The organism is Thermococcus sp. GR5, assembly GCF_012027535.1.
GTDB lineage: Archaea > Methanobacteriota_B > Thermococci > Thermococcales > Thermococcaceae > Thermococcus > Thermococcus onnurineus.
Window position 1 is genome coordinate 28,970 of sequence record NZ_SNUN01000005.1, and the last position, 17,687, is coordinate 46,656.

24 protein-coding genes are annotated in these 17,687 nt (G+C 51.1%); 14 read left to right on the plus strand and 10 right to left on the minus strand.

What is annotated here, in order from left to right; genetic code table 11:
• Window positions 1-67 precede the first annotated feature (67 nt).
• From E3E33_RS05930 to E3E33_RS05940, 3 genes are read right to left on the minus strand one after another with little or no spacing between them, the layout of a single operon-like run.
• Window positions 68-1,201, minus strand: coding sequence for a tRNA (guanine(10)-N(2))-dimethyltransferase (locus tag E3E33_RS05930; RefSeq protein WP_167711752.1), 1,134 nt, complete (start codon window positions 1,199-1,201; stop codon window positions 68-70).
• Window positions 1,202-1,233: 32 nt separating this feature from the next.
• Window positions 1,234-1,500: a 50S ribosomal protein L35ae gene (locus E3E33_RS05935; protein ID WP_012571608.1), complete on the minus strand. Its 267-nt coding sequence runs from the start codon at window positions 1,498-1,500 to the stop codon at window positions 1,234-1,236.
• Window positions 1,501-1,548: 48 nt separating this feature from the next.
• Window positions 1,549-2,205, minus strand: a complete 657-nt coding sequence (locus E3E33_RS05940) for an HAD family hydrolase (protein WP_012571609.1) — start codon at window positions 2,203-2,205, stop codon at window positions 1,549-1,551.
• Window positions 2,206-2,292: 87 nt separating this feature from the next.
• On the opposite strand from E3E33_RS05940, the gene pepQ reads away from it, so the two are divergent.
• Together pepQ and E3E33_RS05950 are read left to right on the plus strand one after the other, a co-directional pair.
• Entirely contained in the window at window positions 2,293-3,339 is a 1,047-nt protein-coding gene (gene pepQ, locus E3E33_RS05945; protein ID WP_167711751.1) for a Xaa-Pro dipeptidase PepQ, read from the plus strand.
• 64 nt (window positions 3,340-3,403) lie between these two features.
• A complete protein-coding gene (locus tag E3E33_RS05950; RefSeq protein WP_012571611.1) occupies window positions 3,404-4,477 on the plus strand; it encodes an mRNA surveillance protein pelota in 1,074 nt (357 codons plus the stop codon).
• Between the two features lie 3 nt (window positions 4,478-4,480).
• Here E3E33_RS05950 and E3E33_RS05955 read toward each other — a convergent pair whose 3' ends face one another.
• Genes E3E33_RS05955 through E3E33_RS05965 form a run of 3 tightly spaced genes read right to left on the minus strand, consistent with a single transcriptional unit; the run spans window position 4,481 to window position 6,706 of the window.
• The gene (locus tag E3E33_RS05955; RefSeq protein ID WP_167711725.1) at window positions 4,481-5,479 is read right to left on the minus strand and encodes an AIR synthase family protein; all 999 of its coding nucleotides are present in this window, start codon (window positions 5,477-5,479) and stop codon (window positions 4,481-4,483) included.
• Window positions 5,476-6,270 (minus strand): 7-cyano-7-deazaguanine synthase, encoded by a 795-nt coding sequence (locus tag E3E33_RS05960; RefSeq protein WP_167711724.1) that lies wholly within the window; start codon window positions 6,268-6,270, stop codon window positions 5,476-5,478. The genes E3E33_RS05955 and E3E33_RS05960 overlap by 4 nt, the downstream gene beginning before the upstream one ends.
• 37 nt (window positions 6,271-6,307) lie before the next feature.
• The gene (locus tag E3E33_RS05965) at window positions 6,308-6,706 is read right to left on the minus strand and encodes a DUF4870 domain-containing protein (protein WP_012571614.1); all 399 of its coding nucleotides are present in this window, start codon (window positions 6,704-6,706) and stop codon (window positions 6,308-6,310) included.
• Window positions 6,707-6,922: 216 nt separating this feature from the next.
• Here E3E33_RS05965 and E3E33_RS05970 point away from each other — a divergent pair, with 216 nt between their 5' ends.
• From E3E33_RS05970 to E3E33_RS05985, 4 genes are all read left to right on the plus strand, one after another.
• The gene (locus E3E33_RS05970) at window positions 6,923-7,156 is read left to right on the plus strand and encodes a FeoA family protein (RefSeq protein WP_238516350.1); all 234 of its coding nucleotides are present in this window, start codon (window positions 6,923-6,925) and stop codon (window positions 7,154-7,156) included.
• Window positions 7,157-7,167: 11 nt separating this feature from the next.
• Window positions 7,168-9,144, plus strand: coding sequence for a ferrous iron transport protein B (gene feoB / locus E3E33_RS05975; protein WP_012571616.1), 1,977 nt, complete (start codon window positions 7,168-7,170; stop codon window positions 9,142-9,144).
• A gap of 10 nt (window positions 9,145-9,154) precedes the next feature.
• On the plus strand, window positions 9,155-9,409 hold the full coding sequence (locus E3E33_RS05980; RefSeq protein WP_012571617.1) for a DNA-binding protein: 255 nt from the start codon (window positions 9,155-9,157) through the stop codon (window positions 9,407-9,409).
• An 87-nt stretch (window positions 9,410-9,496) separates the two neighbouring features.
• Window positions 9,497-10,738 carry a sugar phosphate nucleotidyltransferase gene (locus E3E33_RS05985; protein ID WP_012571618.1) on the plus strand — a complete coding sequence of 414 codons (1,242 nt, stop codon included), beginning with the start codon at window positions 9,497-9,499 and terminating at the stop codon, window positions 10,736-10,738.
• 151 nt (window positions 10,739-10,889) lie between these two features.
• Here the strand turns inward: E3E33_RS05985 and E3E33_RS05990 are convergent, their stop codons facing one another.
• Window positions 10,890-11,693 (minus strand): diadenylate cyclase, encoded by an 804-nt coding sequence (locus tag E3E33_RS05990; protein ID WP_167711723.1) that lies wholly within the window; start codon window positions 11,691-11,693, stop codon window positions 10,890-10,892.
• Between the two features lie 100 nt (window positions 11,694-11,793).
• On the opposite strand from E3E33_RS05990, the gene E3E33_RS05995 reads away from it, so the two are divergent.
• From E3E33_RS05995 to E3E33_RS06020, 6 genes are all read left to right on the plus strand, one after another.
• Window positions 11,794-12,327, plus strand: a complete 534-nt coding sequence (locus E3E33_RS05995; RefSeq protein ID WP_167711722.1) for a UbiX family flavin prenyltransferase — start codon at window positions 11,794-11,796, stop codon at window positions 12,325-12,327.
• Window position 12,328: 1 nt separating this feature from the next.
• Window positions 12,329-12,811, plus strand: coding sequence for an Lrp/AsnC family transcriptional regulator (locus E3E33_RS06000; protein ID WP_012571621.1), 483 nt, complete (start codon window positions 12,329-12,331; stop codon window positions 12,809-12,811).
• Window positions 12,812-13,333: a class IV adenylate cyclase gene (gene cyaB, locus E3E33_RS06005; protein WP_012571622.1), complete on the plus strand. Its 522-nt coding sequence runs from the start codon at window positions 12,812-12,814 to the stop codon at window positions 13,331-13,333. It abuts the gene before it with no gap.
• Between the two features lie 36 nt (window positions 13,334-13,369).
• Entirely contained in the window at window positions 13,370-13,558 is a 189-nt protein-coding gene (locus E3E33_RS06010; protein ID WP_167711721.1) for a class III signal peptide-containing protein, read from the plus strand.
• Between the two features lie 87 nt (window positions 13,559-13,645).
• Window positions 13,646-13,807 (plus strand): hypothetical protein, encoded by a 162-nt coding sequence (locus E3E33_RS06015; protein WP_167711720.1) that lies wholly within the window; start codon window positions 13,646-13,648, stop codon window positions 13,805-13,807.
• Window positions 13,804-14,757 carry an endo alpha-1,4 polygalactosaminidase gene (locus E3E33_RS06020; protein ID WP_240912035.1) on the plus strand — a complete coding sequence of 318 codons (954 nt, stop codon included), beginning with the start codon at window positions 13,804-13,806 and terminating at the stop codon, window positions 14,755-14,757. Before E3E33_RS06015 ends, E3E33_RS06020 begins: the two co-directional genes overlap by 4 nt.
• On the opposite strand, the gene E3E33_RS06025 is transcribed toward E3E33_RS06020, so the two are convergent.
• A complete protein-coding gene (locus E3E33_RS06025; protein ID WP_167711750.1) occupies window positions 14,744-15,937 on the minus strand; it encodes a redox-regulated ATPase YchF in 1,194 nt (397 codons plus the stop codon). The genes E3E33_RS06020 and E3E33_RS06025 overlap by 14 nt on opposite strands.
• A 240-nt stretch (window positions 15,938-16,177) precedes the next feature.
• Between E3E33_RS06025 and E3E33_RS06030 the strand changes: the two genes are divergently transcribed.
• Both E3E33_RS06030 and E3E33_RS10970 read left to right on the plus strand, forming a co-directional pair.
• Entirely contained in the window at window positions 16,178-16,372 is a 195-nt protein-coding gene (locus E3E33_RS06030) for a hypothetical protein (RefSeq protein ID WP_167711718.1), read from the plus strand.
• Window positions 16,373-16,398: 26 nt separating this feature from the next.
• Window positions 16,399-16,545, plus strand: a complete 147-nt coding sequence (locus E3E33_RS10970) for a CorA family divalent cation transporter (protein WP_238516351.1) — start codon at window positions 16,399-16,401, stop codon at window positions 16,543-16,545.
• Here the strand turns inward: E3E33_RS10970 and E3E33_RS06040 are convergent.
• The gene (locus E3E33_RS06040) at window positions 16,540-17,229 is read right to left on the minus strand and encodes an amino acid racemase (protein ID WP_167711717.1); all 690 of its coding nucleotides are present in this window, start codon (window positions 17,227-17,229) and stop codon (window positions 16,540-16,542) included. The genes E3E33_RS10970 and E3E33_RS06040 overlap by 6 nt on opposite strands.
• Before the next feature lie 2 nt (window positions 17,230-17,231).
• Complete coding sequence (locus tag E3E33_RS06045; RefSeq protein WP_167711716.1) at window positions 17,232-17,576, minus strand: cupin domain-containing protein; 345 nt, start codon at window positions 17,574-17,576, stop codon at window positions 17,232-17,234.
• Between the last annotated feature and the right edge of the window lie 111 nt (window positions 17,577-17,687).

Sequence of the window (17,687 nt, forward strand, 5' to 3'; positions counted from 1 at the left end):
AAATCCGAAGAAAAGTTAAAATGCCTATCGGAAGGTTGAGGAATTCCGATCGTTCTTCAATATGAAATCACTGAAGTTCCCTCAGCGCCTCAAGCACCTCTTCAAATGGTGCGTCCGTTTTAAGGGCCGTCGGCGAGAAGTGCGTCCTCGTTGCCTTATAGCCCTTCTCGTAGAGTATCTCGATGACTCCAGCGAGCTTCCTGACCTCAAGCCCGTGCCTCCTCGCTACCGCGTGGGTGTCGTAGAAAAACGGGACGTCAAGCTCGTCTTTTAAGAGTTCCAAGAATTTCCGTGTTTTTTTACTTCCGAGTGGATGTTCAGCACTCAGCCTATGAAGCTCCTCGACGAACTCCTGGTTCTTCAGCGGGCCAAGCCACAGCGGCCCATGGGCGGTGGCTTTCGATGGGAGGAAGGCGTTTTCAAACTCGAACTTTCCGCTCTCGTCTTGGTAAAGGTAGCCAAGCTGCTTCATGCTTTTATCTGCCCTCTTTGCTCCGTTCCTCAGCTGGAGGAAGGCCCTGAAGTAGTGGTCACGGTAGTAGGCCAGAAGAACCTCAACGCCGAGGTCGTATTTGGCAGCGTACCTGACGAGGGTCCCAATGAGGATCCTAAGGCCTGCCTCATGGCAGAGCTCGCCCCTTATGGGCTCTGCAAGGTATTTGCGCAGGCAAGCGTTCCTGTAGGCTCCGCAGAGGACTCCAGTGTCGGTCGCAGTGATAGCCAAAACACCGCGCCTTTTTACGGCTCTAAGGGCCGAATCAAGGAACTCCATCGGCGAGCCGAATGGGTCCAAGTCAACAAAGTCGAAGTATCTAAACTGCTCGTTCATCAGCCTGTTAGCGTCGGCGTTGGTTACAACCAACGTTTTTTCTCCCTCGAGAACGGCCATCTTCCCTTCGATTTTGAGCTCTCCGGAGAAGTTCAGCTTCACGTTATCGACTATAAGCCTGAACGCATTGGGATTTATGTCGTTGAGCCATATCTCCCCAGCAGGGGTTTCGAGGGCGTAGCGGACGCCTCTTATCCCTGTCGCAGAGAGCGCATCAAGAACGCGCCTGGAGCCGAGAACCTTCAGAGCAAGAACGCTTATGTCTCTGTTCAGAGCCATAAGGGGATTGTAGAAGACCGGCGCATCGTAAATCCTCTCGGCCTTTGGAACCAAAATCCTCGCGAGACCTTCCCTCACTTCCTTTAGCTCCATCATCTCACCAGAGAAAGAAAAGGTTGGGGGGTTTAAAGGATTTCGACGTAGTCGCCGAGGGCCTGTCCGGGAAGGCCTGGCTTGAAGTAGGCCTTGACCTCACCGCGGTTGCCGTGAGGTTTGAGAATCTTTCCAACCATCTTCTTTCCGGTCGGCGTCCTCCAGACGACCTTCCTGCCGATGAGCCTGGCAGCCTGCTCCCTTCCGTCAACGCCGAGCGGCTTGAGAATCATGTGGTGGTTGTCCTGGTGTTCGTGGGTACCGGCGTAGGCAAGGACGATGGCCTTTCCACGTGGCATCGCCCTCACCTCCACCGAAGGGGGTTCACTGGAGGGAACTTTTAAGCTTTATCCTTCAAACCCGGCGAGCCCATCATCTATATCAAGTATCTCCCTAATGTCCTTGATTTTGACGAAGTTCTGCCTCTCGAAGAGCAGAGCCACGTCGCTCTTGTAGGGAGAGGCCTTCTGGACGAGGAGTGTGTTATCATCGAGGATGTAGGTGAACCTTCCCGGGCTGTCATCAACCCACACGAATGGCTCATCAGGATAGAGCGCCCTGAGGGTCTCGAACTTCTGGAGCATGTCCTTCGTACCCTTAAATGTTATAACCTCATCGAACTCGTCGTACCAGTTCGTCTTCTTCATGAAGATGACCTTTCCGCCTGGATAAGTGTGCTCGCCAGAGAAGCTTATAACGCGCCTTCCGCGCTTTCTCAGCGTTCTGATTACCTCCTTCGCGAAGGGGAAGTCCTTAATGTACTTCGGCATCAGCTTGTAGTACTCGTGTATCGTCCCCTGGGCCACCAGCTCGTGGATGACGCCAAGGTACTGGTAGGTCAGCTTGCCCTTGATGAAAAGGAAAAGTGCCTTGTAGTACTCGTCATAGAGGTCGCTCTCTATCACGGCGGGAATGGTTTTCTCTATAGCTATCGTGAGAGCCTTCTCAACGGCACCCGTGCTGTCAACGAGCGTCCCATCGAAGTCAAAGAGGTAAACTACCATGATTGAGGGTATCACCTACGGAGTTATAACGCTTTCTTCCCGAAAGGATTTTATTAATGAAGCCCATCATCACGTCTGGTGGTTGTGATGAGAATCGAGAGACTCCAGGAGTACATCTCAGAGAAGGGTCTTGACGCCGCTCTAATAACGAGAAGGGAGAACCTCTTCTACTTTACCGGAAGCTCACCCGTCCTTGGTGGCTATCTCGTTGTTACCCCAGACGAGAGCGTGTTTCTCGTTCCAGAGCTCGAGTATGAGGAGGCGAAGGAGACTTCAAAGGTCCCCGTTGAAAAGTTCAAGGCTGGAAAGGAGCTGTACGAGAGGCTGAAAAGCTTCAAACTAAGAAAGCTCGGCATTGAAGGCAGAACGAGCTTTTCAATGGTTCAGGCCCTCGGGGAAAAGGCCGGTGTTGAGGACTTCGACGTTCTCGATGAGGTCATCAAGGAGCTCAGAATCATTAAGACAAAGGAAGAGATAGAGGTCATTGAAGCTGCCTGCAAGATAGCCGATATGGCCATGATGGCGGCGCTGGAAGAGATAAGTGAGGGCAAGCGTGAAAGGGAAATAGCCGCGGAGATGGAGTACGTCATGAAGATGAACGGCGCGGAAAAGCCAGCCTTCGACACTATAATAGCCAGCGGCTGGCGCTCTGCTCTGCCCCACGGCGTTGCCAGCGACAAAAGGATAGAGCGCGGCGAGCTGGTCGTTATCGACGAGGGCGCCCTTTACAGACACTACCATTCCGATATGACCAGAACCATTGTTGTTGGATCCCCCAACGAGAAGCAGAAGGAGATCTACGAAATAGTCCTTGAGGCCCAGAAGAAGGGTGTGGAGGCAGCAAGGCCTGGAATAACGGCCAAAGAGCTTGACACCATTGTCAGGAATATCATAGCCGAGTACGGCTACGGCGACAACTTCATCCACTCCACCGGCCACGGCGTAGGCCTTGAAATCCACGAGTGGCCTCGTGTGAGCCAGCAGGACGACACAGAGCTCAAGCCGGGCATGGTAATAACTATCGAGCCCGGTATATACATTCCCAAGTTCGGCGGAGTTCGCATAGAGGACACCGTTCTCATAACCGAGAACGGCGCAAAGAGGCTTACCAAGACTGAGAGGGAGCTTATCTGACTCCTTCCCTATTTCTCTCACAACTTTTTAAAGCCCGACACCTATTTTTTCAGGGGGTGAGAAGGTGCAGATAATCCACGAGGATCCCAAGGAGGGCAAGGTGAAGGTCAAGGCAGAGACTCTCGATGATCTCTGGCACCTCTACCACATCATCGACGAGGGAGACGTCGTTTACGCTAAAACGCTCAGAAAGCAGAGCCAGAGGAGCGACTCCCTGAGAGCGGAGAAGGTCGAGGTTATCCCAGTCTTCCTTGGAGTTAGGGCGGAGAAGATAAACTTCCACAAGTTCGCCAACCAGGTACGCGTTACCGGGCCGATAGTCTACGCGAGCAGGGAGGACGTTCCCCTCGGGAAGTACCACACCATAGCCATCGAGGAGGGCACGGTAGTCACAATCCAGAAGCCACGCTGGAAGGAGCATCACATCGAGCGCTTGAGGGAAGCGGTCAGCGCCTCCAAGCGCGCCAGGGTCATGATAGTCGTTATCGATGATGGCGAGGCCGACATGGCGCTGGTGAGGGAATATGGCGTGGAAATACTCACGAGCATAAGGCACAACCTCGGCGGAAAGCGTTACAACACGGACAGGGAAGCCGAGGAGAAGAGGTTCTTCCACGATGTGGCAAAGACCATGGAGGAGATAATGAACCGTGAGAAGGTCGAGAAGGCCATAGTTGCCGGCCCTGGTTTCGTCAAGGAAGACTTCTACAAGTTCCTCCGAGAGAACTATCCAGAGCTGGTCAAGAAGGTCGTCATCGAGGACACGAGCGTGACCGGCAGAACGGGCATCTACGAGGTTATCAAACGTGGAACCGTCGATAGGGTCTACCACGAGAACCGCGTTGCGAAAGAAGTCCAGCTCATTGAAAAGGTGCTCGAGAACATAGCGAAGAACAACGGCCTAGTTGCCTATGGCCTCAGGGAAGTCGAGGAAGCAGCGAACTACGGCGCGGTTGAGACGCTCCTGGTTCTCGACGAACTGCTCAAGGGGGAGATGAGAGAGAAGATCGAGGAACTAATGGACGCTGTTAGATACTCTCGCGGTGAGGTCGTCATCGTCAGCTCAGAGCATGAAGGAGGGGAGAAGCTGAAAGCCCTTGGAGGCCTGGCGGCTCTGCTGAGGTTTAGAGTGAAATGAGCTCTACCCCTCTCCATACAGCTCTGTGTAGGGGTCCCTTTCAAAAGTCGGGAAGGTCTTTTCTTTCCCTCCTTTCACAAGAACCCGTTCTTTTTCCTCCGTGAACTCCCCGAGCTCGAATGCCATAATTCCATTTTTATGTAATTCTTCAATTAAAGCATCAGCTTTCTCGGGCGGCGTTATGGCTATCAGCGTTCCCGTTGAGGAAACGCTCCACGGCTCAAGGCCGTAGAACTCAAGCACCTTCCTTACCAGAGGGTCGAGGTAGAGTCTATCCGCATAGACCCTGAACCCAACCCCCGAATTCTCAGCTATCTCGTGGAGCGCTGTTAGGCCGCCTTCGGTGGCATCGTGCATGCCCCTGACGAACGGCCTCGCAATCAGGGCGTCAGGAAGGGCAGTCTCAAATGTGAAAAGCCTCTTAAGCCTCTCGATCTCCTTGAATGTTAGAAACTTCCTTAGCTCCTCCTCCCGAAAATACGCGGCAGAAACGGCAAACTCGAGGCCGATCTTGGCGGTAACGATTATTTTATCGCCCGGCTCCGCCAGCGGGAGCTTTAGTTCGTCTTTTCTCACCAGACCCATCGCGGTGGTCGTTGAAGTGGGCTCTGCTATAGTTGGGTAAGCCCCAGTGTGGCCACCAATTATGGAGCTTCCATACTTGCGGCACTCGGTGTTTAGGCTTCTCATGATGTTCTCCAGGAAACTTCTCTCGGTCCCAGGGGGAAAGAGCAGATCAACTATCAGCCACCTTGGTCTTGCACCAAAAACTGCAACATCACTCGCTGCAAAATGGTAGGTGAAGAATCCGAAGGTTTCTTCGGGCACGCCAAGTGTCGGGTCTGTGGCGACGATTAAGTAGTGCTCGTGGTCGTATTCGAGGACTGCCGAGTCGAACCCTTCCCGCGGGCCGTAAATAACCCGAACATCCTCAATTCCAATGTTTGGAAAGACAACTTCTCTCAGAACATCATTCCTTAACTTTCCGGGTGGGAGTCTCACCCCTCAACCCTCCGGAACTTCGCGATTATTTCCTGTGCATCCCTTAGGGTTTCTTCATCGCAGTCCCAGCACATGATTTCGAAGCTCGGAACGCGGACGCTCATGCGAACCTTTTTTCTCCTCGCGAGCTTACTTATCTCGTAGTTTACTCTATAAGCCAAATCCATGAGCTTGGGAGTTACAATTTCCTCACGGTCTATGTACTGCAACGGACAGCCCTCGCGCCACTGCCTTCTGCGGGCGTGTTCATACATGCGGTATGGCCTTATTCTGGCCTCTTCCGCAAGAGCTTCAACTTCCTCGGCGGTGTACTTAATCAATGGCCTGAAAAATGGGATGCCAATTCTCGGGAGGCCGCAGAGCCGTATATCCGTCCTGCACTGGTCGAGCAGGGCGCCAATTATCTTGTCGTTGGCGTTATCACCTTTAGCCAAAACATCAAAGCCGTTGTTGATGGCAAACCACTTGGCGTTCCAAAGCATCACTTTCTTGCAGTTGATACATATGGGACCCTTTCTGCCAGCTGTCTCACGGAGAAGACCATCAGTTACGTCCACAAGGTAGTGTTCAACGCCGAGCTTTTTCGTAAATTTCATGGCCCAGTTGAGCGTTTCCCTCCAGCTCCAGCGGTGGAAGAATGTGAGGGCTGAAACGTTGAGACCTGCTTCATTGAGCAGGTAGAGGGCCAAGCTGCTGTCCTTTCCCCCGGAGAATAGGACGAGAATCTGTTTCTCATAAAGCCCGCTTCGTTTAGAGAACTCCCGTATTTCATTAACGACACTCTCAATCATGGGGAAAAATACTGAAAGAGGCTTAAAAATCTAAGCCTCAGATGTTAATCTTGCCGACCCACTTCTCGGCGAGATTGCCGAAGATCGGGAACTTGTAGTACTCACCCTGGTAAGCCTTAAGTATTCCAAGTATCAAAAAGACAAGCCACGCCAACCACACCAACATACCCAGTAATGTGAAGAGAAGTCCTAGTGGTCCAGCAATGATACTCAGAATTGCACCTAGTATCCACAGAACTATCCAGATAATGGTGAGACCTATGAACGTAATCGTTGACTGCATAGCATGGAAACGGACAAAATCACTTTCCTTCTCTAGCACCAGAAAGAGTATGCCAGTGAGCCATCCGAGCACATACGCCAGCAAAGCCTCAACGTTCTCCTCCATGCCCAGAGAAGTCTTCTTTTTGGGTTCTTCGGGTGGAATCTCCTCCATAGACAACACACCTCCGAAATTCAATTAATTGTATTCTCTTTAATTCCTTAAATATCTTTCCAAAGTTTTAACATAGGCTCCAAAGAAGAAATCTTACGTAAGCCTACATCTAAACCAACAGTTTTCTGATTTCGAACCATCGGGCTTTGTTAGGCCCACCAAAGCTTTTTAAGGCTATCTACATATCCAAAATAGAATTAGGATAACCTAACGGTGATGCTCATGATTGTACCCTTAAACACCCTAAGACCCGGAGAAGGGGGAATCGTGGTTAACATAGTGGCCGGGTCCTATGCAAGACAGAGACTGGTTTCTATGGGGCTTACACCTGGAACCACGGTTCAAATCATCGAATCGCACTCAATGGGCCCAATGATTATCTCCGTTGGAGGAGTAAAGTTTGCCATTGGTAACGGATTAGCCGCCAAAGTCATGGTCAGAAAGCTCTGAGGTGGTTCTCCATGATGAAGGTCATTGCTCTGACCGGAAATCCTAATGTTGGGAAGACCACTATTTTCAACGCCTTGACCGGCATGCGCCAGCACGTCGGCAACTGGCCGGGAGTTACCGTTGAAAAGAAGGAGGGAATCCTGGAGTACAGGGGGCAGAAGTTTCTCGTGGTAGACCTCCCGGGAACTTATTCTCTTACCGCTCATTCTGTTGACGAGCTCGTGGCGAGAGATTTTCTCCTCAAGGGGAGCGCGGATGTTGTTGTGAACGTCGTGGATGCGACGGCCCTAATGAGAAACCTCTTTCTCACGATGGAGATACTCGAAATGAGCCTTGACAACGTGATCATAGCGCTCAATAAGACAGACCTCGCTGAGAAGAGAGGCATCGAGATAAACGTTAAGAGGATGGAGGAAGTCCTTGGCGTTCCTATCGTCCCACTCAACGCGAAGGAGGGCATCGGTATTGAGGAGCTCAAGGAAAGGATATACCAGATGGCGAACGGCAAGCTGAAGGCTCACCCCGTCATCCCGACCTATGACCCAGAAGTCGAAAGGGAAATCGAACACATAACCGCGGCCCTTAGAAATACTCCCCTGGCAGAAAAGTACAGCCTCCGATGGCTCGCCATAAAGCTCCTCCAGAGGGACGACGGAGTAATAAAGCTCATCCTCAGGCACCTTGGAAAGGAGAAGCTCGACGAGATAATGACTCACATAGAGGAAGTCGAAGAGCGGTATAAGCGCGCGATGGATCTCATAATAGCCAGCCAGAAGTATGAGTTCATAGATGGACTCATGCACAGGTTCGTGAGGTATTCCCATGAGCAAGGAGAGACCTTCAGCGACCAACTCGACCGGATTCTGACGCATCCAGTTTACGGCCTCTTGGCACTCTTTGGAGTGTTCTACCTTGTCTTTAAGTTCGTCTTCACCTTTGGAATGCCCCTTCAGGAACTGCTTGATGGGGCTTTCTCGAACTTTGGAGAGTGGCTAGCCCCCCAAATAGCTAGCGAGATCCTCCGCGGTTTGGTTGTTGATGGAATTATTGCCGGAGTCGGCTCGGTTCTAAGCTTCTTCCCGCTGGTGTTCCTCCTGTTCCTTGCCATGTCCCTGCTCGAGGACGTCGGCTACATGGCCAGGGCCGCCGTCGTGATGGAGAGAATAATGCGCAAGTTCGGCCTCCCCGGGAAGAGCTTCATACCCATGGTCCTCGCCTTCGGCTGCAACGTTCCCGCAGTGATGGCCACCAGAACCCTTGACGATGAGAGGGACAGACTCGTTACGATGCTTGTAAACCCATTAATCCCGTGCAGCGCGAGGCTGAGCGTCATAAGCTTCCTCGCAGGGGCCTTCTTTATCGAGAGGCGGGCCCTCGTGGCAGTCAGCATTTACGCCACTGCCATACTCCTCGCGCTCCTCACGGCATGGGTCATCAGCAGGTTCATAATCAAAGGGGAAGAAAGCCCCTTCATCATCGAGCTACCAGAATACCTTGTGCCCTCATGGAAGACGATACTGCTCCACTCCTGGGAGAGGAGCAAGGAGTTCGTCAAGAAGGCAGGAACGATAATACTCCTGGGATCGATAGCAATATGGTACCTCAGCAGCTACCCCGTCGAGATAGGCACCGGCCAGAGCTACGCTGAGAGGCTCGGCACCTTTTTCGAGCCCTACATGAAGTTCATGGGCCTTGACTGGAAGGCTGCGGTAGGCCTGCTCTTCGGTATAATCGCCAAGGAGAACGTCATCTCGACTTACGGTATAATCTACGGAAATGAGGAGGTAATAGCGAGCGTCATGACACCCCTTCAGGCGTATGTGCTGGCCCTTGTTACGACCCTCTACGTCCCGTGTATCGCCACAATCGGTGCGATAAGGGCTGAGAGCAACTGGAAGTGGGCGGCATTTACGGTTTTTTACATGATAGCGCTGGCTTCCATAGTAGGAATAATAGTCTGGCAAATCGGCACGGCTCTGGGTCTTTGAGGTGAAAAAGATGCTTGAGCAAATCCTTGAGCTGATCAAGGAAGGGAAAAGCCTCGATGAGATAGCCGAGAGGCTCTCGCTCCCGCGGGAAGAAGTTGAGGGGGCGCTGAAGATCCTGGAAACTCTGGGCTACATTGAACGGGTAGAACTCGGAAGCTCGACCTGTGAAACATGCCCTCTCAAGAGTGTCTGCCCCGGCTCCTGTTTCCGCTTTAAGGGGCAGATATACATCGTTCCGGAATTAAATCTCAGTGGACAGAAATGAACTCCTCCTCCTTTTCGTTCATTGTGGGACATATTTAATGGCCGTAAAATATATAAGTTTCCAGCAGGAGTGTTAAATGGTGATACTATGAAAGCCGTTATTCTTGCTGGTGGTTTTGGAACTAGGTTAAGGCCACTTTCATCAACCAGACCAAAGCCGATGGTTCCAGTTCTTGGCAAGCCGAACCTTCAGTACCTTCTGGAGAGCCTTGAGAAGATATCCGAAATCGACGAAGTTGTTCTTTCGGTTCACTATATGAAGGGGGAGATAAGAGAGTTCATCGACGAGAAGATGAGCGATTATCCCAAAGACATCCGCTTCGTTAACGATCCCATGCCGCTTGAAACCGGTGGTGCGCTCAAGAACGTTGAGGACTACGTGAGCGAGGACTTCCTCGTTATCTACGGTGATGTCTTCACGAACTTTGACTTCAAAGAGCTTATAGAGGCTCACAGAAAGAACGGTAGCCTCATCACTGTTGCCGTCACCAAGGTCTATGATCCCGAGAAGTACGGTGTCGTTGAGGTCGATGAAGAAGGCAAGATTGTTCACTTCGAAGAGAAGCCCAAGAGGCCGAAGACTAACCTCGTCGATGCCGGAATATACATGGTGAACAAAAAGGTTCTTGATGCCATTCCAAAGAACAAGGAGGTCTACTTTGAGAAGGAAGTTCTTCCGAAGTTTGTCGCCCAGGGAGAGGTTTATGCCCACCAGATACCACGCGGGCACTACTGGATTGACCTCGGAACGCCAGATGATCTTTTCTACGCCCACCAAATAGCGATGGACGAGATAACTAAGCAGAATGGCTACTACACCATCAAAGAAGGTGCAGAGGTTCCAGAGGACGTTGAGATTCAGGGACCTGTCTACATCGACGAAGGGGTCAAGATAGGCCATGGCGCCAAGATAAAGGCCTACACGTATATCGGTCCGAACAGCATAATCGAGGACAAGGCATATCTCAAAAGGGCCATCCTGATAGGAAGCGACATAGTCAAGGAGAGGGCGGAGATAAAGGACTCCATACTTGGAGAAGGCGTCGTTATTAGCAGGAACGTCCTCCTCAAAGAGAACGCCGTCGTCGGTGACTATGCCAAGATATACGACAACCTCGTCATCTACGGTGCGAAGGTACTCCCGTGGAAAAAGGTCGAGGAGTACGAAGCCTACATCAAGATAAAGCTCGATCCAACCAAGGTCAGACCCGGCGTTACGCCGGAGCGCTGTCCGCTTGGACTGCCCGAGTGCATCTACACCAAATTCAAGGCCATAGCAGGAGAAAAACCATCCTGTGACGAGTGTATCGAGAACCAGTGGCTCTTCTGAGCCTTTCCTCTTTTTGAACCTTTAAGACAAGCTTTAAATGCTCGTGAAAGAAGGAAATCAAAACTGACCTCCTTCCCGCCCTGAAGGGCGATGCCTGAAGAAGAAAAATGTCAAAAACTTTCGATGAAACTTTGCGCCAGCAAAGTTTTCTTCAGTACCTAATTCTCGGGTTGTACTCGAGGAGCATCAGGCCGTTCTTGAATATTCTTATCGTGCCGCTCTCGGAGAGGCTTATGGAGATGGCTTTAGTCAGCTTCGTTATTCCAGCAGCTGCTATGTGCCTGCTGCCGAGTCCCGGCGGGAGCATCAGGTCTATGGCCCTGGGATCAACCTCTATGTACCTTCCCGCCGCTATGATCCTCCCAGTATTGCTTACGACGAACGCCCCGTCAAGCTGGGCAAATTCTTTAATGATCTCCTTGCTGTCCCTGTCAAGAACGTTTATCTTGTGGCCCTTGAAGGGGTTGGGTATCATCTGGTGGGAGTGCTTCAGCACGTTCCTCGTGTCGCCGATTATGAAGAGCGTTCCTACAGGTGTGCCCTCCCTTCCTTCTATGCTCAGCTCGATGGTTATCTCAAGCAACCGCTGAAGGACGTTCTGGTTCTGGGCAAAGAAGCCTCTCATGGCGGAGATGCTTTTCTTGACAGTTTTGATTCCGATCAGCTCGCTGGTAACGTAAACGAAAGAATCCCCCTCTTTAACTATATCATGCTCAAGGAGAAATGCCGAGATTAAGTTGAGAATGTTGTTCAGATCAAGATTCTGGGGAATTGAAACTCTTTTGATCTTCTCGTTCTCAACGTCAAAGGAAGAGCTCACTATTACAACAGTAACTCCTATGTCCGGAATTCTTCCCTGCTCAACGTCTTCGAGTATCACCAGCGATTTCCCTTCGAGTTCTTTTACGATATCGATCGCGCTTTTTATCAGTATCCCGGGGATTCTCTTGCCCATATTAACCAGCCATTAATGAAGTGACTTTGGGTAGTATAAAAATCTACCGTCTTCAGAAAACGTTAAAACTAAGCGTGCTATATGGCATTTGGTGTGAAACATGAGGATCGTGGTTGCAATAACCGGGGCAAGTGGTGTAATCTATGGTGTGAGGTTGATCGAAGTTCTGCGTGAGCTGGGGCATGATGTTGTGACGGTAGCTTCTAAAACAGGTCTGGCAGTGATAAGGCACGAGCTTGGAATAGATTTCAAGCCGGATTACCGAGAGGAAAATCTCTTCGCGCCGATAGCTTCTGGCTCCAACCGCTTCGATGCCGTGGTAATAGCCCCCTGTTCGATGAAGACTCTTTCCGCAATAGCCAATGGCTACGCCGACAACCTGATAACAAGGGTAGCCGATGTTGCTTTAAAGGAACGCAGAAAACTTATCCTACTCGTCAGGGAAACCCCCTTAAACTTGATACATCTGCAAAATATGGTGCTGGCCACCCAAGCTGGTGCAGTCGTTATGCCAGCTTCCCCAGGATTTTACACAAAACCCAAAACTTTGGACGAAATGGTAAACTTTATAATTGGAAAAATCCTAGATCTTCTTGGGATCGAGAACGAGATATACCCTCGGTGGAGGAGTTGATATGGTCCAGCTTGATGACCTTGATAGGGCAATCCTCCGCATTCTGAAGGAGGATGCAAGGTTGACAATATCCGAGATAGCCGAGAGGCTTAATAGGCCGGAATCCACGATCCATTTTAGGATTAAAAAGCTACAAGAGCGAAACATCATTGATAAATACACTATAATCATTGGCAAAGAGCTCCAGCCGAAGAGTCTCGCCATAGTTTACATTCAGGCCGAGACCCCTATTATAGAAGACTTCCTCGAGAGGTATATTAATTACATTATGAAAACTCTTTCCATGCTTCCCAACGTCTTGGCAGTTTCTAGGAGTGGAAAGGATGGAGTTATTGCGTTGGTAGGGGAAGAAAGTCACGAGAAGCTCAACCGCTTTGTGGACGAGACTATAAGAGTCCTTCCGACCCTCAAGCGAGTCGAAGTATTCACGCTGGACGAGTTCAGCAAGGGCGAGGGACTCGTTGGGTTCCTAGTGGGGGTCTAAATGGAGATAGAGGTTAAGTTTCGCGTTGAATTTAATGAGACCAAAGACGCAATAGAATCTCTCGGTGCCATATTCATCAGAGAAGAGCTTCAGGAAGACCTCTACTTTTCTCTTTCCCTTCCAGAGCTCCTTAGGCTTAGGCGGATAACCAACCTTGGAAAGTCTTTCCTCACGTACAAAAGGATAAAGGATCCCGGAAAGAACGAGGAGTTCGACGAAATAGAAGTTGAAGTTTCGGATTTTGAAAAAACCCGGGAGATTCTAAAACGTCTCGGCTTCAAAGAGGACGTATGGGTTAGGAAAAGGCGTCTGGTTTATAAGCTCGATGATGTAACGTTTGAGCTGAGCGAAGTTGAGGGACTGGGGGCTTTTCTTGATATAGAGGTCATGAGCAACGACATTGAAGGCGCGAAAAAGCGGATATGGAAAATTGCAGAAAAGCTCGGATTAACGGAAAAAGACGTTGAGCCAAGGCTGTATCAGGAGCTCCTCCGCGAGGTTGATAGCAGGGGCAAAATGTAAATACTTCAAACCCCATAAAGACTATCTGGGGGTACCATGGGGGTTAATAGGGGCCAAGGTTCTCTCGAGTACCTCTTCATGATAGTGGCCGCTCTGGTGATAATCCTGGTCGTGGTACGCGCGATAAGCGGCATATCTGCACCGTACTCAACCGCACTCACAGTGGATCCTGAAAGCCTGACCAGCCAAGTTGAGGACCAGGAGAGCTTTAAGGTTGAAGCATAGGTTGAGGACAGCGGCGATGGTACATACAAGGTTTACTACCGCATATGGGCTCTTGAAAAACCCCTTACAGGCGCAGAGGTTCAGCTGGTGTGTTTCGGCCCCACCAACAACGTCGCTGGCCTTGACCCCATTAAACACGAAGGTACCCTCGAGCCGGTCAATTACTGGGCGAACTACTGGACACCAGTTCCGAAGGAAGCGTTTCCATGCCAGGTGCAGTTCACACTCTGGAAGAGGGGACTGGGATGAAGTGGGCCAGGTTTTTCGTTTTGCTAGCTTTAATCTGCTTTTCAATCTTTACAACACGCGTCTCAGCAAGCTTCACGGTCTACTACGGCCAGATAGGACCCTCAGAGTACTCTGAGCTCGGTAGCTTTGACATACTAATCCTCTCACCTACCGTAAACTCGACCTACGTTTCGAAGCTATCGTCTAACCACACCGCTGTCGGCTACGTCAGCCTTGCGACAATAGGTGGCTGGGAACCATGGGCAAAGAACCTCCCGAAGGGCCTGCTAATAGGAGAAAACCAGAACTGGGATGAAGGAGTAGTGGACTTTTCGTCGCCTGAATGGGAGCGTATAATTTTGGAAGAGGCGATTCCATATATCCTTTCCCAGGGCTTTGATGGAGTCTTCCTCGACAACCTCGATTACGTTGATCTATATCCTGATAAAAAGGACGCAATGGTCAATCTCGTGAGGGCCATTAGGGAGCGCTATCCCAACATTACAATAATCGCCAACAGAGGCTTCTCGATAGCTAAGGAAATAGCGCCCTACGTTGACTACCTCCTCCTTGAGGACTTCGTGACATACTACAACTTCTCAAGCGACCGCTACGAGGTTTTTGATGAGAGCGAACTTCAATGGGAGTTCGACCAGATTCAAAAGCTTAAGTCCCTAAACGTCTCAATACTCGCCCTAAGCTACGCTGACCTAACCAACGAATCGCAGGTGAGGGAGTTCTCCGCATTAATCTGCATGTACGCAGAAGAATACAATGTCTCCGAGGTCTATCTCGCCGACCTGAGCCTCCAGAGGATAGGTTTTGACCCGTGTGGGCGTCAGAGGGAGGGCGCAAGGACTACCTGGAAAGGCACACCTCAAGAAACGTCCAGTGAAGAAAATGAAGAGGCCGTCTGTGGGCCAGTGATTTTCCTCCCGCTGATTATTCTTGGTCGTTTCATCTTGCGGTAGCGACAATCTTGATGATGTCGTTGAACCCGAGCTCGTAGTCCTCTCCAACACGCCTGTGGGTTCTGGCGTTGACGGCGTAGATGAAGGTCTTTCCGAGGTCTGTGTGGACTTTGTAGGCTAAGTCCCTCGGCGTTGAGCCCTTGGGTAGTAAGTGGACGTGCGGCAGAACGTTGCCGAACTGGTCTGTGAGCTTGTGCTCGTCCTCGACCGGGTAAACCGGAACCAACTGGAGTAACTCGAAGACGGCCCTGTTTATGACTTCCTGCACGCCGGTAGAGCCAAACCTGTCGAGAACTTTCTCCTTGATGAGCTGGAGAGCCTTTTCCTGCTTGGCGCTCATTGGCTTCAGGATCTTGAAGTCGCTTGAGCCAGGGACGTAGTCTATGAAGCCAGCCTTTGCGGCTTTTCTGAGGGTGAGCTCAGCCGCCGCTGAAGTCGGAACAACTATGTATCCCCTCTTCTCGCCCTCCTTGATAAGCCTCTCAATATGTTCATCGGTAGCTGCATCGGCCTTGTTGGCAGCGATGATAATCGGCTTGTTCACCCTCCTTAGTTCCCTTACGAAGGCCAAAAGATCCTTATCGCTCCATTTCGTGGGATCGTTGTCCAGACCGAGCCTGTGGATTGCCTCAAAGGCATCTTCCTCGCTTACGCCTATTCCCGTCAGCTGGTCAGCTATCGCCTGCGCCAATTTGAGGTGCTGGAGCTTTATCCTCTTGGCAAACTTTTCCCAGTTCTTCCTGAGAATGCCGTATATCCAGTAGTCTATCTCCTTCTCCAGGAACTCTATGTCCTCGACCGGGTCGTGGTAGTCAGTCGGCTGCCCCTCGGCGTCGGTCTTGCCCGTAACGTCAACGACGTGGATGAGCGCGGAGGCCATTCTGAGGTCGTCGAGGAACTTGTTGCCCAGACCGCGGCCCTCGTGGGCGCCGGGGACGAGACCGGCGACGTCGATCATCTTTATCGGGATGAGTGCGAGGCCATCCTTGTATTCGTAGTTCTGCGGGTTTGGCTTACAGCCGAGCTCCTTGCAGGGGTGCTCCGCTACCGCGTAAGTGACGCCGACGTTGGCGTCTATCGTCGTGAAAGGGTAATTGGCAATTTGAACGTCAACGAGGGTTGCCGCCGAGAAGAAGGTCGATTTTCCAACGTTTGGCTTGCCAACGACACCTATCTCCATGCTCACCACCGAGGTAAATTAGTCAGGGGGTTTTAAAGGGCTATGGTCTGCTACAACTCCGAAAACTATAACTCTCCAAGCATCCTAATCTTTTTTGGTGAATCCCTATGAAAATCTACACCCTCGTCGAGGACTACTCCGACTATGAGAGCCCATTCCTGGCGCAGCACGGTGTGAGCTTTCTCATCGAAAAAACGGGAAAAGAATCCTCTTCGACGTCGTCGGCGCGCTGTAAGATAGATGGCGATAGAGGGGATAAGAGCAATCATTGGAAACTTTCACCTGATTGATGCAAGTAAAGAGCGGATAGAGAAAACAATAAACGGCTTTCTTGAAGTGGACGTGGAGGAGGTTTACACCGGCCACTGCACGGGGCTGAAGGCGGAGGTAGCTTTCTGGAGATCTATGGCAGAAACGACATTATCAGAATTCTGACCGTTGTCTCAGCGGTTTTCATCCCATTGACGTTCATAACGGGCATCTACGAAATGAACTTCCGCTACATGCCCGAACTGGGGTGGCGCTACGGCTACTTCATGACAATATCCGGCATGCTGCTCACTGCCGTTGGGATGCTCCACTACTTCAAAAGAAAGGGGTGGTTATAAACCGAGGGCCAGCCTCACAGCCATTTCCGCTATCACATCGAGCGGGTCAATAAGAGGGACGCTCAAATCCTCGGGCTTTAGCGCAACACTGACCTCCGTGCAACCGGCTATTATGCCTTCGCTCCTCTTTTCCAGCCTCCTGGCAACCCGGAGGAGAAGTTCCCTGCCCAGCTCGAGGTTTCCAGCTTTAACCCCCTCGTAAATACCCTTCATGACGAGCTCCTGATCCTTTTTGATGGGCACTGCTATCTGAATCCCCCTGTCAAGGAGGGCACGGTGATAAACAAGGCCCTTAATGGTTCCATCGGTGGCCAAAAGACCGACCTTCTTAAGTCCCATCTCCTCTATTCTCTTCGCGGTTTCTTCCACCATACTGACGAGTGGTATGCTTATCTTCCTCTGAATGCTTTCCGCGAAGAAGTGGGCGGTATTGCAGGGCATTATTATAAAGTCCGCCCCCCAGCTCTCGAGCTTTCTGGCGCTCTCTACAAGCTCCGGCCTCGGATCTTCGCCCTTCCCGAGGATGAACGCCGTCCTGTCGGGTATCTTCGGGTTGTTGTAGATGATTATCCTCGGGTGATCCTGATCCCTCTTCGCCGGGGTCTTCTCGATTATCCTTCTGAAGAGTTCTGCGGTGGCTAATGGTCCCATGCCGCCGAGTATTCCGATGACCCTCTCGGGCATCCTCACTCCTCCAGCCAGACGGAGTCGTCGCCGTGGTAATTCAGCTTGACCACGAAGAGCCTGAAGGGCTCGTCGCTCTCATTGATTACCCAGTGAATCGTCTTGGGTTTGACGAGAAAGATATCACCGGGCTCTGCGAGGTACTCAGTCTCCCCGATGCCGAGCCTAGCCTCGCCGCTTATTATGTAGAACAGCTCGTACTGCCTTTCGTGATAGTGCTTTTTAACCGTCTGTCCCGGCTTCACCTCGACGATTTGGGCGTAGCTTCCCTCCGGAAGTTCCTCCTCGAAGAGAGGGAGCTTTCTGTAAGTGCCCCTGTCGATGAGGTTCTTGATTTCGGCCTTCATATGATCACCAGGAGGCAATTAGAAAAGGAACTAAATAAAATCATTGCCTGCATTTCCCTATTAGTTCAAACACATCACAATGGCAACCCGCACTCAGGGATCCTGGTATAG

Bases quoted from the DNA above. Each gene is read 5' to 3' on its own strand.
- E3E33_RS05930 (WP_167711752.1), bottom strand. From the start codon at position 1,201: ATGGAGCTAAAGGAAGTGAGGGAAGGTCTCGCGAGGATTTTGGTTCCA.
- E3E33_RS05935 (WP_012571608.1), bottom strand. From the start codon at position 1,500: ATGCCACGTGGAAAGGCCATCGTCCTTGCCTACGCCGGTACCCACGAA.
- E3E33_RS05940 (WP_012571609.1), bottom strand. From the start codon at position 2,205: ATGGTAGTTTACCTCTTTGACTTCGATGGGACGCTCGTTGACAGCACG.
- pepQ (WP_167711751.1), top strand. From the start codon at position 2,293: ATGAGAATCGAGAGACTCCAGGAGTACATCTCAGAGAAGGGTCTTGAC.
- E3E33_RS05960 (WP_167711724.1), bottom strand. From the start codon at position 6,270: ATGATTGAGAGTGTCGTTAATGAAATACGGGAGTTCTCTAAACGAAGC.
- E3E33_RS05965 (WP_012571614.1), bottom strand. From the start codon at position 6,706: ATGGAGGAGATTCCACCCGAAGAACCCAAAAAGAAGACTTCTCTGGGC.
- E3E33_RS05970 (WP_238516350.1), top strand. From the start codon at position 6,923: ATGCTCATGATTGTACCCTTAAACACCCTAAGACCCGGAGAAGGGGGA.
- feoB (WP_012571616.1), top strand. From the start codon at position 7,168: ATGATGAAGGTCATTGCTCTGACCGGAAATCCTAATGTTGGGAAGACC.
- E3E33_RS05980 (WP_012571617.1), top strand. From the start codon at position 9,155: ATGCTTGAGCAAATCCTTGAGCTGATCAAGGAAGGGAAAAGCCTCGAT.
- E3E33_RS05985 (WP_012571618.1), top strand. From the start codon at position 9,497: ATGAAAGCCGTTATTCTTGCTGGTGGTTTTGGAACTAGGTTAAGGCCA.
- E3E33_RS05990 (WP_167711723.1), bottom strand. From the start codon at position 11,693: ATGGGCAAGAGAATCCCCGGGATACTGATAAAAAGCGCGATCGATATC.
- E3E33_RS05995 (WP_167711722.1), top strand. From the start codon at position 11,794: ATGAGGATCGTGGTTGCAATAACCGGGGCAAGTGGTGTAATCTATGGT.
- E3E33_RS06000 (WP_012571621.1), top strand. From the start codon at position 12,329: ATGGTCCAGCTTGATGACCTTGATAGGGCAATCCTCCGCATTCTGAAG.
- cyaB (WP_012571622.1), top strand. From the start codon at position 12,812: ATGGAGATAGAGGTTAAGTTTCGCGTTGAATTTAATGAGACCAAAGAC.
- E3E33_RS06010 (WP_167711721.1), top strand. From the start codon at position 13,370: ATGGGGGTTAATAGGGGCCAAGGTTCTCTCGAGTACCTCTTCATGATA.
- E3E33_RS06020 (WP_240912035.1), top strand. From the start codon at position 13,804: ATGAAGTGGGCCAGGTTTTTCGTTTTGCTAGCTTTAATCTGCTTTTCA.
- E3E33_RS06025 (WP_167711750.1), bottom strand. From the start codon at position 15,937: ATGGAGATAGGTGTCGTTGGCAAGCCAAACGTTGGAAAATCGACCTTC.
- E3E33_RS06030 (WP_167711718.1), top strand. From the start codon at position 16,178: ATGGCGATAGAGGGGATAAGAGCAATCATTGGAAACTTTCACCTGATT.
- E3E33_RS06040 (WP_167711717.1), bottom strand. From the start codon at position 17,229: ATGCCCGAGAGGGTCATCGGAATACTCGGCGGCATGGGACCATTAGCC.
- E3E33_RS06045 (WP_167711716.1), bottom strand. From the start codon at position 17,576: ATGAAGGCCGAAATCAAGAACCTCATCGACAGGGGCACTTACAGAAAG.